The sequence below is a fragment of the Mycobacterium sp. TH-M25 genome (assembly GCF_057473665.1).
This window is the reverse complement of sequence record NZ_JBYCLA010000332.1, coordinates 1-12,621: the sequence shown is the minus strand read 5'-3', so window position 1 is coordinate 12,621 and position 12,621 is coordinate 1. Positions and strand designations below refer to the sequence as shown.

At 64.3% G+C, this 12,621-nt stretch carries 10 protein-coding genes and 1 pseudogene; 5 read left to right on the top strand and 6 right to left on the bottom strand.

The genetic code is table 11. The annotated features are described in order from the left end of the window. The first annotated feature begins 369 nt into the window (after positions 1-369). The 4 genes and pseudogenes from AC2VOU_RS11160 (at position 370) to AC2VOU_RS11145 (ending at position 5,580) form a co-directional block, all read left to right on the top strand. Positions 370-1,839 (top strand): arsenic transporter, encoded by a 1,470-nt coding sequence (locus AC2VOU_RS11160; RefSeq protein ID WP_486957437.1) that lies wholly within the window; start codon positions 370-372, stop codon positions 1,837-1,839. A gap of 68 nt (positions 1,840-1,907) precedes the next feature. Continuing rightward, a complete protein-coding gene (gene arsD / locus AC2VOU_RS11155) occupies positions 1,908-2,300 on the top strand; it encodes an arsenite efflux transporter metallochaperone ArsD (protein ID WP_486957436.1) in 393 nt (130 codons plus the stop codon). Between the two features lie 13 nt (positions 2,301-2,313). Next, entirely contained in the window at positions 2,314-4,080 is a 1,767-nt protein-coding gene (gene arsA / locus AC2VOU_RS11150; RefSeq protein ID WP_486957435.1) for an arsenical pump-driving ATPase, read from the top strand. A 62-nt stretch (positions 4,081-4,142) separates the two neighbouring features. Next, a pseudogene (locus tag AC2VOU_RS11145) lies at positions 4,143-5,580 on the top strand (FAD-dependent oxidoreductase). Between the two features lie 283 nt (positions 5,581-5,863). On the opposite strand, the gene AC2VOU_RS11140 reads toward AC2VOU_RS11145, so the two are convergent. Then, positions 5,864-6,766, bottom strand: coding sequence for a hypothetical protein (locus AC2VOU_RS11140; RefSeq protein WP_486957434.1), 903 nt, complete (start codon positions 6,764-6,766; stop codon positions 5,864-5,866). Between the two features lie 39 nt (positions 6,767-6,805). Further along, positions 6,806-7,264, bottom strand: coding sequence for a hypothetical protein (locus tag AC2VOU_RS11135; RefSeq protein ID WP_486957433.1), 459 nt, complete (start codon positions 7,262-7,264; stop codon positions 6,806-6,808). A 426-nt stretch (positions 7,265-7,690) separates the two neighbouring features. On the opposite strand from AC2VOU_RS11135, the gene AC2VOU_RS11130 reads away from it, so the two are divergent. Then, positions 7,691-7,840 carry a hypothetical protein gene (locus AC2VOU_RS11130; RefSeq protein WP_486957432.1) on the top strand — a complete coding sequence of 50 codons (150 nt, stop codon included), beginning with the start codon at positions 7,691-7,693 and terminating at the stop codon, positions 7,838-7,840. Positions 7,841-8,575: 735 nt separating this feature from the next. On the opposite strand, the gene AC2VOU_RS11125 is transcribed toward AC2VOU_RS11130, so the two are convergent. The 4 genes from AC2VOU_RS11125 to AC2VOU_RS11110 form a co-directional block, all read right to left on the bottom strand. Then, positions 8,576-8,932 carry a DUF5615 family PIN-like protein gene (locus AC2VOU_RS11125; protein WP_486957431.1) on the bottom strand — a complete coding sequence of 119 codons (357 nt, stop codon included), beginning with the start codon at positions 8,930-8,932 and terminating at the stop codon, positions 8,576-8,578. Next, positions 8,929-9,318, bottom strand: coding sequence for a hypothetical protein (locus AC2VOU_RS11120; protein WP_486957430.1), 390 nt, complete (start codon positions 9,316-9,318; stop codon positions 8,929-8,931). Before AC2VOU_RS11120 ends, AC2VOU_RS11125 begins: the two co-directional genes overlap by 4 nt. Positions 9,319-9,800: 482 nt before the next feature. Continuing rightward, positions 9,801-11,339 carry a serine/threonine-protein kinase gene (locus tag AC2VOU_RS11115; protein WP_486957429.1) on the bottom strand — a complete coding sequence of 513 codons (1,539 nt, stop codon included), beginning with the start codon at positions 11,337-11,339 and terminating at the stop codon, positions 9,801-9,803. 1,043 nt (positions 11,340-12,382) lie between these two features. Next, on the bottom strand, positions 12,383-12,621 hold a 239-nt coding region (locus AC2VOU_RS11110; RefSeq protein ID WP_486957428.1), incomplete at its 5' end, for a Fic family protein.

Sequence of the window (12,621 nt, the reverse complement as noted above, 5' to 3'; positions counted from 1 at the left end):
CGTGCACCAAGTGGCAGGTGCACATCTGCTCGCGGCTAAGCAGGCGCACGATCTGCGCGCGAAGCGGATCACCGAAGAGTTTCACGGCGGCCGCGGCGACGTCTGGTTGCGGCTCCGCGGCGCGTCCGGGAGCGCGTTCATCATCTTCAGCGAGCGCTGAAATCAACATGTTTCAATGAGACGCGCGTGGGCGCCCGATGTCAAGTAGTTGTGGACGCGATGAAAAACGTTCTTTTACTGCGTTTTTGCGGATCGTCGCCGGACTCGGCGTTTCGCTAGGACCGACCCCACATCAGAGTGGGTTGATATATAGATGTAGATCGATGTAATGTGCCCGATAGTGTCCACGGAAAGGTGTCCCGGGTGGCGATGACTGCGGCCGCAATCCTGATCTTCCTGATCACGCTCACCCTGGTGATCTGGCAACCCAAGGGTCTCGGCATCGGCTGGAGCGCACTGGGTGGCGCGCTCGTCGCATTGGCGACCACCGTGGTCCATTTCTCCAACTTGCCGACGGTGGTGGGCATCGTGTGGAACGCGACTCTGACCTTCGTCGCGGTGATCATCGTGTCGCTGGTGCTTGACGAATCCGGCTTCTTCGAGTGGGCCGCGTTGCATGTGGCCCGGTGGGGACGTGGCCGTGGGCGAGCCCTGTTCGTCCTGATCGTCCTGCTCGGTGCCGCGATCGCCGCGGTCTTCGCCAACGACGGCGCCGCGTTGATCCTGACGCCGATCGTCATGCAGATCATGCTGGCGCTGAACTTCAACCCCAAAGCCGCACTCGGCTTCGTCATGGCCACCGGATTCATCGCCGACACCGGCAGCCTGCCTTTGGTGGTGTCCAACCTGGTGAACATCGTTTCCGCCGATTTCTTCCACGTCGGCTTCGCCCGGTTCGCCGTGATCATGGTCCCCGTGGGAGTGGTGTCCGTGCTGGTCAGCCTCGGCGTGCTAATCGCGTATTTTCACCGCTCAATCCCGAGGACCTACGACATGGCCGCGCTGCGTCGCCCGGCAGACGCCATCACCGACCCGCTGACCTTCCGGGCCGGCTGGGCCGTGCTGGCATTGCTGTTGGTCGGCTATTTCGGGGCCGACGCGATGGGTGTGCCGCTGTCGGTGGTGGCCGGGGCCGGGGCGGTGATCTTGATCGCGGTCGCTGCCCGCTGGCCCGCGTTCCTCTTCTCCGAGCCGGCGCGACAGCCGGTTTCCGTGTCGGAGGGTGCGGGCGAGGCCGGCGAGACGATGCAGGAGCGCTCTTTCGGCGATCCGGTGAACACCGCCGACCTGGCTGATTCCATAGCAGATCAGGTGATGGCCGAGGGCGGCCGCGGGGGTGCGCAGCGGCGGATTCCGGTTGGCAAGGTCATTCGTGAAGCGCCCTGGCAGATCGTGCTGTTCAGCATCGGCATGTACCTGGTGGTGTACGGCCTGCGTAACCAGGGATTGACCGCTCAACTGGCCAAGCTGTTCGGGTTGTTCGCGCAGCACGGGCCTCTCGCGGCTGCGCTCGGGGTGGGGGTGGCGGCAGCGGTGTTGTCGTCGATCATGAACAACATGCCCACCGTGCTGGTCGCCGCGCTGGCCGTCGGTGCCGTCAGCGCAACCGGGCTTGCCCACGACGCGATGGTCTACGCCAACGTCATCGGCTGTGACCTGGGCCCCAAGATCACCCCGATCGGCAGCCTGGCCACCCTGCTGTGGCTGCACGTGCTCGACCGCAAAGGCATGCACATCGGCTGGGGCCGCTACTTTCGCACCGGCATCGTGCTCACCGTCCCGGTGTTGCTGGTCACCTTGCTTGCCTTCGCTGCCTGGTTGACCGTCGTCGGCGCCTAAACCTCTCATTCCGAATCACGACACCGAAAAATCACCGTGCACCTGCCCAAGCAGAGGAGAAAGTGAAGATGAGCAAAGTTGAGGTATTCGAACCCGCGTTGTGCTGCGCCACCGGCGTGTGCGGTGAGGAAGTCGACCAAGACTTGGTGACGTTTTCGGCCGACATGGACTTCGTCCGCAGTCACGGCGGCGAGGTTCTCCGCTACAACCTGGCAAGCGAACCCCTCGCGTTCACCGAAAACGACGCGGCGAAGGCGTTTTTGGAGGTTGCCGGCTCTGCGGGGCTGCCGCTGATCCTGGTCGACGGTGTCACCGCGATGACCGGCCGCTACCCCGACCGCGCGCAGCTGGCCCGCTGGGCCGGCGTGGCGGCCGACGAAGCCGCCTCACCGGTGATGCTCGGCGTCACCCAAACAGACGCAGGCGGCTGCTGCGGCGGCGCAGCCACAGAATGCTGTTGAGAAGGGTTGTGAAATGACGTTTTTGGACAATCCGCCCCGGTTCATGTTTTTCACCGGCAAGGGCGGGGTCGGTAAAACCTCCACCGCGTGTGCCACCGCGGTCACCCTGGCCCGGCAGGGCAAGCAGGTGCTGTTGGTCAGCACCGACCCGGCCTCCAACGTCGGGCAGGTGTTCGGAATCACCATCGGCAACACCATTACCGAGATTGGCGCGGTCGCCGGGCTTTCGGCGTTGGAAATCGACCCGCAGCAGGCGGCCGAGGCCTACCGCGAACGCATCGTCGGTCCGGTGCGTGGGTTGTTGCCCGACACCGAGATCCGATCGATCACCGAACAACTGTCCGGATCGTGCACCACCGAAATCGCCTCGTTCAACGAGTTCACCGAACTCATCACCGACTCCAGCGACGACGTCGGACGCTTCGACCACGTGCTGTTTGACACCGCCCCCACCGGGCACACCATCCGGCTTTTGCAGCTGCCCGGCTCGTGGACCGATTTCCTCAACGACGGCAAGGGCGACGCCTCCTGCCTGGGACCGCTGTCGGGGCTCGACAAACAGCGCGCCGCCTACGCCGACGCCGTGGCGGCGCTGGCCGATCCGGCGCGCACTCGGCTGGTGCTGGTTTCGCGGGCCCAAAAATCGGCCCTCGCCGAAACCGCCCGTACCCGTAGGGAACTGGCCGCGATCGGGTTGACCCGTCAGTATCTCGTCATCAACGCTGTGCTGCCGGCCCCCGCCGACGACGCCGATCCGCTGGCGTCGGCGATCCATCGCCGCGAACAGGACGCGATCGCGCACCTGCCGGCCGAATTAGCCGAGCTGCCCATCGAACAGGTCGAACTCAAGGCCACCAACGTCATCGGCGCAGACGCGGTGGCGGCGTTGTTCACCCCTACCGCGGCCGCGCCGGCCGATGCGGTCACGTCCGATACCGGATTGCCGACGACCGGGGCCACACTCACCGATCTGATCGACGAACTCGCCGATCAACCCCACGGTTTGGTTTTGTGCATGGGCAAGGGCGGCGTCGGTAAGACGACCGTCGCCGCGGCGATCGCGGCCGCACTTGCAGGTCGCGGGCACCAGGTGCACTTAACCACTACCGACCCCGCCGGCGATCTCACCGACACCGTCGACCCGGACCTGCAGAACCTGGAGGTATCCCGGATCGACCCGGTCCACGAGACCCGCCGATACCGTGAGCATGTGCTGGCCACCAAGGGCGCCGCGCTGGATGCGCAGGGCCGCGCGATGCTCGCCGAAGACCTGCGCTCACCCTGCACCGAGGAGGTCGCCGTGTTCCAGGCTTTCTCCCGCGTCATCGGCGAATCACGGCGCAAATTCGTCGTCGTCGACACCGCGCCCAGCGGGCACACCCTGCTGTTGCTCGACGCCACCGGCTCCTACCATCGCGAGATCGCCCGCCAACTGAGCGACGCACATTTCGTGACGCCGCTGATGCGGCTGCAAAACCGGCAAGAAACCAAAGTCGTCATCGTCACGCTCGCCGAGACGACACCGGTCGCAGAAGCCGCCGGCCTGCAGGATGAGCTCGAACGCGCCGGCATCCACCCGTGGGCGTGGGTGATCAACAACTCGCTGGCTGCGGCTGATCCGCGCGCACCGCTGCTGCGAGCGCGCGCGGCCGCGGAGCTGCCGCTGATCGACAAAGTGAAAACCGAGCTTGCCGAGCGCACCGCGCTGATTCCCATGCTCGCCGCCGAAACCGGTGCGTTCCCCGATCTGCAAGCGCTGAGCGCGACGACAGCCCGTTAGCCGCCCGCCCGCCTCGGCGGGTGCCGCACAAAGCTTCGCCACCTCGAATCAGGAGTTCACTCATGGCCACTCGCCACGTCCTTGCGATCGGCGGCAGCGACGCCGGTATCAGCGCCGCGCTGCGGCCTCGCGAACTCGACCCCGGCACGGATGTCACCGTCGTCGCCGCCGACGCCTACCCCAACTTCTCCATCTGCGGCATCCCCTATTACGTCTCCGGTGAGGTCACCCACTGGCGAAACCTGGCGCACCGCAACACCGCCGACCTGGAAGCCACCGGCATGAGACTGCGCACCGACACTCGGGTCACCGCCATCGACGCGGCCGCGCACACCGTCGATATCCTCGACGCTTCCGGTGCGGCAAGCCAACTGGGCTACGACGCCTTGATCGTGGGCACCGGCGCGGTGAGCGCAGTGCCGCCGCTACCCGGCCTGGTCGGACCCGGCGCGCTGGGCCCGCACGACGGCGTGCACCTGCTGCACTCGATGGGCGACACCTTCGCGGTGATGGAGTCGCTGACCACCCGCGCCCTGCAGACCGCGGCCATCATCGGCGCCGGCTACATCGGTTTGGAGATGGCCGAAGCGCTGACCACCCGCGGTATCCGCGTCACCCAGATCGAGGCCCTGCCCGAGGTCTTGCCGACGGTCGATCCCGAACTCGGGAGCCTGGTTCACGCCGAACTGCACCGCAATGGCGTGGAGGTGCTCACCGACACCACCGTGACCGCGATCACGCGCGCCGAGAACGGCGCGCTCACCGTGACCGCCCGCTATGGCGACCAAACCATCACCCGCACAGTAGATTTCGTTCTCGTCGTGGTCGGTGTGCGTCCCGACAGCGAACTGGCTGCGCGTGCTGGCGCCCAACTCGGCGCCAAGGGCGCCATCGTCGTCGACGAAGCCATGCGCACCAACCTGCCCGACGTTTTCGCCGCCGGCGAGTGCGTGCACACCCATCACCGGCTGCTCGGCGCCACTTGGCTACCGCTGGGCACCACCGCGCACAAACAAGGCCGTGTCGCCGGGGAAAACGCCCTCGGCGGCAACGCACGCTTCGGCGGCAGCCTGGGCACCCAGGTGGTCAAGGTATTCGACCTCGTCGCCGCGCGTACCGGGCTGCGTGAACACGAGGTCCGCGCCGCCGGGCGCGGCTGGGCACCGGCCACCACCGCCAGCGTCTGCGACGATCACAAGGCCTACTACCCGGGCGCTACGCCGATTCACCTGCGGATCACCGGTGACCAAACCAGTGGGTTGCTGCTCGGGGCCCAGCTCGTCGGACACCGCAGCCCCGAAATCGCCAAACGCGTCGACACCTTTCGCCACCGCGCTGTTTCACGCCGTGACCGTCGAGGCCGTCAGCGAGCTCGACCTGTCCTACACCCCGCCGCTCGGATCACCTTGGGACGCAGTGCAACTCGCCACCCAACAGTGGGCCCGCGACCATCACCTGGCCCCCCGACCAGGCGCACCACAACAAGCTGCTGCTCTGTAGGCGATCTCGATCGCATCCGGACGGCGACGGGCGGGTGCGCCACCGGGTGCTGCAAACGCTGGGCCGCGAGGACGAGCTGAAAGCGTTGGACCAACTCGAGCAGCTGGCGGCCTCGTTCGCGCGGCTGGATCCCCCGCCGGTCCCCGGCAAGTCTGTTGTTTCACCGGGGCAGCGAGGCGCTGCGCTTACTCAAAGCCGCCGAACAGCAAAGCCCGTACGCGCTCCGGGCGCTGGCACTGCGATGAGCCCGCCTTGACGAGTTGAATGGTCCATAACGGTTTGCTCACGCTTCGGTCAGGAGCCGGGTCAGATAGAAGGGTTCGACCGGTCCGATCTCGACTCCAGCTCCCACAGGACCGGCAGCCGCCTGGAACCGGGCGTCGAGATGGGAGTTCTCATGATCCCAGACGGACTCCCACACGCCATGCATCAGATAGGCCCGCAATCCTCCATCAGCGGTTGCGTTGCGCAAGATCTCAGTCGAAAGCGCCTTGCGGTAAAGTCGATTATTCTTGCCGCCGGGCTGGCCGATGCCACCTGGATCATCAATTGGCTGATAAGCATCTTGTGCGACCTCAAGAAGCGAGAAAACCAGCTTTTCCCATTCGAGGTGTCCGCCATTCGCGACCATGACATGATTACCGACCGTCACGGTGTCACGCTCAGGGGCCTCCACGGGATGACGCAGAAAGTGCGTCATTTCCGGCTGCGTCACGTAGATGCCCGCGCGGTCGCCCGCGGCGACGGTATGAAAAACGCCGCGATAGACACTCATGGGCCGGGCAGATTTGACCACCCCGGTCGACGTTTGCGTTACAGCATGAAGGAACGGCAGGATCGCTCGGTCGAAGTCCGCGTCGATCTGCGATGCTTGGAGTTGCGTGGAATCGGCAAAGCGAATGAACAGCGAATAAAAATAGGGCTGTGAATGGTCCCTGACGCCGTCGAGATACGCTTCGGCAAGGACCCCTTTATAAGCCTCGGGGTAGTTCTTCACCATGGTCGAATCGCCGCTCATCTGCTTGAGCATGAGACTCAGAAAACCCGGCTCCTTGCACCATGCCGACGCCCGCTCCGTCATAGCCGCCATGGCGGCGTCATGTTCGGGGCCGGCAACGCGAAATTCGAAATAAAGCGTCGCAGGCCCCTCGGGCGCGCCGCGGGCAGGTGTAGCCATTTGTGTCATATTTTCACGGTACGCCGCCGTCTCGACTTTCGCGGTTGGTCATGCGGGGCCATGCGGCGGCTGCGGCGCAGGCCAGTTCGTAGTCGCGGTATGTGTGGGGATCGGGTTGAGTTCGGCCAAACCCGGCCTGGTGAGCGTGTCTTCGACGGCGGGTTCGGCCTTGTGGTCAGACCAGGGCTCGGCGGCGTAGCGGGCAGTGAGATCGTCGGGGTGATAGCCAAACAGGGTGCACCAGATAATCACCAGGGTCTGGATCAAGAACCCGAAGGGTACGGTGCGCTCCACGGCGCGCTGGGTGCGGTTGCGGGCTTGGCCGACTGGCTGTGACAGGGCGGATTCCAGTGAACGTCGCAACGGGACGAGTTGCACACTAGACGGTATGGGGGTCTGCCGGAGACGGATGTGGTGCGGGTGCAGTGATGGTGTCAACGTCGGGTGCCCGAGCAGATCCGTGACGAAGTCCGGGTCGAGGTGGACGTCGCGGAGCATCATGTGCATCGGCGCACGGTGTGCCAGGCGTTCCGGCCGCGATGCCAGCGGAATGTGCGCCACGGCGCCGCGTTGTCGAGCAGTTCGAGGGGAGCACGCCCCCACTCGGTGCAGACTTCTTCCAACGAGTCTTTAGACAGCACAGAAACCGTCGGGCATTCCGAGATCCCCGCTTCCGGCACACCGCCACCATTGCATCTCCGGAATCTTGGTCTCCGCATTCCGTGCGGACAAGATTGCAGCTGAACTGTCCGTTCTCACATGATCAGACACCTTCTCATTCGACCTGATACAACCCACGCGGGCCAGCTTTGTGGTGCACATACCGATAGCAGATACTGCTGTCATCTGACGAGGGCAAAAACCCTGACACTGCGGCTATCCGACAGCGCCTACGAAGCGGCGAAGCAGTATGCCGAGGCTGACCGGCAGTCCATGAATGCCTGGATCGAGACCTTGCTGGACGCCGAGGACATGCGGCGACGGTGCGAAGCCCACGACCAGTGGATGAGAGAGCATCCCGATGTTGCTGCGTTCAGCGAGGCGTGGGCCGATCGCAACCGTGACGAGTTGACCAAACGTTGACATCGCCACGCCGAGGCGACATTTGGGCCACGGGCACGGGAGTCGACGTGCTTGTCATCCAGCTTGCGAAAGACGGCTGTAAGCGAGTTTCACCGTCGCGTCGACGTCCAGGCCCTGACCGATGTCAACAACATGCTCTCCAGGATTCTCGCCACCCCGGACCGATAGCTCGCACGCCCGACCGTCATTTCTCTCGTCATCTGACACACTGCAGGTCGACGTTTCTCTTTGGAATTTTGAACTACGCCAAGCCTTTTGCCTGGTACGCCGACGGGCGGATCTACCTACACCGCCGCCGGCGGGTACGGTGGAATCGGCGGCAGCACCGAGGCGGCTACCGCAGGCAGTTCCACTTTGTAGATTCTCAAGTTCGCTGTCCACTTGCGATGTTCTGAAGTGCGGCGTTGTGCGGCGCCTCACGGCGCGTCCACACCGATTTGTCTCACTTCGGTGTCCACTTTTCGGCACGTCACCGACGAGACGTCCGAGTTCAAGTCGCTGCTGGTGTCCGTTATCAGTGGATGTGGGGCGTTCGCATTGAATCTGGGGCACTCAAGTGACCGCGAGGAGATCGCCCAGATCGGGTCGTCCCCAGGCGTCGACGAAGCCCCCCGATCAAATCGGCCGGACCTCTCACTCAGGCACATACGGTTGTCCGCCTTGGGCGTCATGCGGCCGCCGAGCTCTTACCGCGATGGGCCTGTTCGATGGACACAATGCCGATACCGGCATCTCCTATGAGGGTGGTTGCTTCAAGTAGACGGCGCGGTCGTCAAGTGACTGTTGGGCCGCATCGTTGACTGCGGCGACCAGCGCTGCGGAGCCTGCGGGCTGTCGTGAAAACCGTGACGAGAGCGCGATCAGCAGTCCGTGATGTTGCCCCCCTGCGGTGCTGTGTTCGGCCGCCAGTCGGGTGAAATCGCCGACGTTCTCGGTCAATACCGCATAGCCGCGGGTGACCGCGGCCGCGAACACATCCGGGTCTGCGCTGCCTGCCAAACCGAGCTCGGCCACGGTCGCAGCCTCGATGCCTTCTGCACACAGCGCGGCCGCCAGCCCGGCCGGATACATCTCGTCCAACAGCACTTTCACCGCGAGCCGGCGGCGGTCGTCTCGTCACGATGCAGATCGATTCGCGCCTTAATCTCCTCCGGGTACGCCGCGGAGTAAGCCAGTGCTGCATCGACCTGGGCGCGGGTGATCGTCCGGTCTGAAATCAGATCTGCGGCCGGGTCATCGACGGGCCCCAAATCGTCGACCCACATGACGATCTCCCACACGTCTGCGCCGCCGATCACACCGGCCCGCCGACCGGTCGGCCCATCACGAAACGTGATTAACGGATGCTCATCGCGGCGCGCACCCTCTTCGGCATAGCGGCGCAACCGGTCGGACAGCGTCTCCCCAGCCGCACGCGCCCGAAGACGCAGCCGCTCAGCAAGGCGGTCATCAAGACGAACAGACACATTCACCGACATGATTACAATGTAGCACAACGTCAACACCGCCTGCGGCGCGCTCACCGCAGTGCGCGTTATCTGCCCCAGATGTGTTGGGAATGCCCCAGATGTGTTGGGAATGCCCCAGAGGTCCGTTCGCATCCAATCTGAGGCAAATCGGCCATCCGGCAGCGTGTCTGGGGGAACTGCCGACGACCGTTGATCGGACCACCCGCTCAGGCGCTTCGTTGTCAGAGCTTCCGCGCTAAATTCCCGACTGGTCGTAGGGGTCGGCGTTAGGGGGCCAATTCCACGGGGTGGATTGTCCGCCGGGCTGTTGGGGTGCGGTGTTCAACTTTCCTGCCGGCACGCGTCCTCGGGCGTGGGTCGCGAGTGAAGCACACAAGTTGTCGCGTCGGGATATTCCGCAGATGTCCGCCGTTCGACGGACACCGGATCGGAGGGCTGCTTGACCCGGGAAGATGCTCGCGCACCGGCAATTCCGCGAGCTCTCCACTCCGTTAGATCGAGGAGTAATCGATGACAGGTTCGATCGATGCTTGACCGCTCGGGGAGATGATCGTCAGAGTGTCGGGCCGAATCTGGTAGCGCGTGCCGTCACTAGGGTTGGTCACGTCGAAGCCGACTGACGAGCGGATAGCGTTGGCGAGTTCGATGCCGGCGCCGTCACTGAGTCGCACACCGCGGTAATAGAAGGATCCCGATCCGATCTCGCAGACGACCACCACCGACTGGGTGGTACGGACCAGTGCGGCTAATTGGGTGCCGGTGGCGCACTGCGCTCCGGGGTAGCCTATCCAGCCGTGCTCGTCGGTGCCGGGCAGTCTGGCGATACCCGATGCCGCGGCGCTGGTGTCAGGGGCGCTCGGAGTGTAAGGCGTCGGTGCTCCGCCAGGAGGCAGCGATTCTTCCGGCGAATTCGACTGTGGGGCAGCTGGAATCGTGTATCCAGTGCTTGGTGCACCGCTAGTGGGCGCTGCGGAATCGCGCCTGGAGTTCAGGGCGACGGTAATCCCGATTCCGCCCAGAATCACTGAGAGGCCAGCGACGATCGCGGCAGGAACCAGCCACCGCCGCGTTCTGGTGGGCGCGGACTGCCGTGGTGCTGGCGAATGTGATTGCTCCACTTGCCATGCGGCGAGTGTGGGACCTGTGTGATGCGGCGAGGCCTGGGTGGCGGTTAATGAGGACCTGTCGCTTGCCATCGGCGGCGCGCTGTCGAGTGCGCGTTCGGCCGCTCGGCCCAGCGCGCCGGGACTGCCATAACGATCGTCCGGTTCTTTGGCCATACCGCGGGCGATCACCTCGTCCAGCGCGGCGGGCACCCGCGGGTTGACCGCGCTCGGTGTCGGCGGCGGCGCGCTTATGTGGGCAGCGATCACCTGTTCGATGGAGCCGCTCTTGAATGGGGCCTGCCCCGTCAGAGCTTCGTAAAGCACGCCAGCCAGCGAGTAGGTGTCGACAGCGGGCGTGGCGGGGCGGTCGGAGAACCGTTCGGGGGCAATGTAGGAAAACGATCCAATTGCGCTGCCGGTGTTAGTAAGTCGCGTATCGCCGCGGCTTTCGGCGATCCCGAAGTCGATCAGATATGCGAAGTCGTCGGCGCCGGTCACGAGGATATTTTGCGGTTTGATGTCGCGATGGATCAGGCCTTGCGCGTGGGCCGCGTCCAGCGCCGAAGCGACTTGGCGGATGATCGCGATCGCGCGGGCCGGGTCGAGAGGGCCACGCTGCAGCATGTCGTGCAGGTTCTCGCCGCGCACCAAGCGCATGTCGATGTAGAGGTTGCCCTCGATCTCACCCCAATCGTGGATCGGGATGACATGAGGCTCTTCCAGCATCGCCGCAGCGCGCGATTCCCGCTGGAAACGGGTGCGGAACTCGGGGCCGCGGGCAAGCTCGTCGGTAAGAATCTTCAGAGCGACGGTGCGGTCTTTGCTTGTGTCATAAGCCTCGTGCACCTCACCCATGCCGCCGCGCCCTAACAGGCGTGTCAGACGATATTTGCCGAATGTCGATCCGGGCTTGGCTGTTGCCACGACCTCCCCCTTCGGTGTCCGCTTTGCAGTGTCCCCATAAACCTCCAGCGTGTGCACCGATTCCGTGGGCGCATCGAGCCCGCCCGCATTCTGGGCACAGTAATCGCGCGTGTGGGCTAACGTCGGCGGCACCGGCCAGCACCGATCTGCGACACGGGGAGGGATGTCATGAGTCAGCGTCCGCTTGCGGTCGCGGGCTGGCGACGGGACGGTTGCCGATGCGGACAGTCATTCAGGGCCGAGCCGCGTCGATGCTGTATGACCCCGACCGGGTCGGCGGGCTACGCGCGGAGGGCGGCTTTAGCGGCGTGCCTCACGATGCGCCCCCGACTCAGGGTCGGGTGAGACGAACTGACGGCGGCGACAACGATCGAGTTGCACTGTTGGCCGTCAACGATATTGAAGAATTCTGGACAGCTATGTACCCGCAATATTTTCCCGGAAACTACCGGCCGGTGACGGCCATCCGGTCCTACGACGCGACCAATCCCGCCAGTGGGCTCGTGTGCGGGGCCGCCGTGGTCTACTCCGAGCCCAACGCTGCATATTGCCCTCGCGACGACACGATTTCGTGGGACCTCGGGATCTTCATCCCGGACGCACGCGAGTACTTCGGGGATGTGTCCGTAGCTGCGGTCCTTGCCCACGAGCTCGCCATGCCGTACAGAACAGGGCACACACCATTCACCGGCTATCCCGCACCATCGTCAAAACGGAGCAGGCCGAGGGCTTCGCGGGGTCTAACTGCACTGGGTCACCCAGGGCCATTCACAACGATTCGCCATGAACACCACCGACGCACTGCACTACAACAAGCGTGTAGGTTCTCACGGCCGGCTGCATCTGACGACGTGCTGACGTGGGGATTTCGTTTCTGTCTCACGACGACTATGTGCGGTTTGTCTCACAAAGAGCTTCATTTCCTACGAGGCTCGCGATCGACGTTGATCCGGCTCCCGCGCATCTTGAATTTCTCTCTGGCCGCATGGTTCGAGCGAGCGTCGCAGCGCACGAACTATTGATCCCCGAACCTCACGGGGGATTTAGGGCTCGATCGGCTCCACACCAACAAAGGCCGCAAGGTCCGCCACGTTGCGGTGTCCATCATAGGCGCGAAGCAGCTCGATGTACCGCGTCTTGTCAAGCTCCCAGTCGTACCGCAACTCGGTGGGATCTTGGACTGTCGCGAACGCTAAATCAGCGAGAAACCTAGTGGTGCGCCCATTTCCATCCGTGAATGGATGGATCCGCACGGTCTCGGCATGCACAACGATACCCAATT

Coding starts and splice junctions, on each gene's coding strand:
- AC2VOU_RS11160 (WP_486957437.1), top strand. CDS start 370: ATGACTGCGGCCGCAATCCTGATCTTCCTGATCACGCTCACCCTGGTG.
- arsD (WP_486957436.1), top strand. CDS start 1,908: ATGAGCAAAGTTGAGGTATTCGAACCCGCGTTGTGCTGCGCCACCGGC.
- arsA (WP_486957435.1), top strand. CDS start 2,314: ATGACGTTTTTGGACAATCCGCCCCGGTTCATGTTTTTCACCGGCAAG.
- AC2VOU_RS11140 (WP_486957434.1), bottom strand. CDS start 6,766: ATGACACAAATGGCTACACCTGCCCGCGGCGCGCCCGAGGGGCCTGCG.
- AC2VOU_RS11135 (WP_486957433.1), bottom strand. CDS start 7,264: ATGCACATGATGCTCCGCGACGTCCACCTCGACCCGGACTTCGTCACG.
- AC2VOU_RS11130 (WP_486957432.1), top strand. CDS start 7,691: ATGAATGCCTGGATCGAGACCTTGCTGGACGCCGAGGACATGCGGCGA.
- AC2VOU_RS11120 (WP_486957430.1), bottom strand. CDS start 9,318: ATGTCGGTGAATGTGTCTGTTCGTCTTGATGACCGCCTTGCTGAGCGG.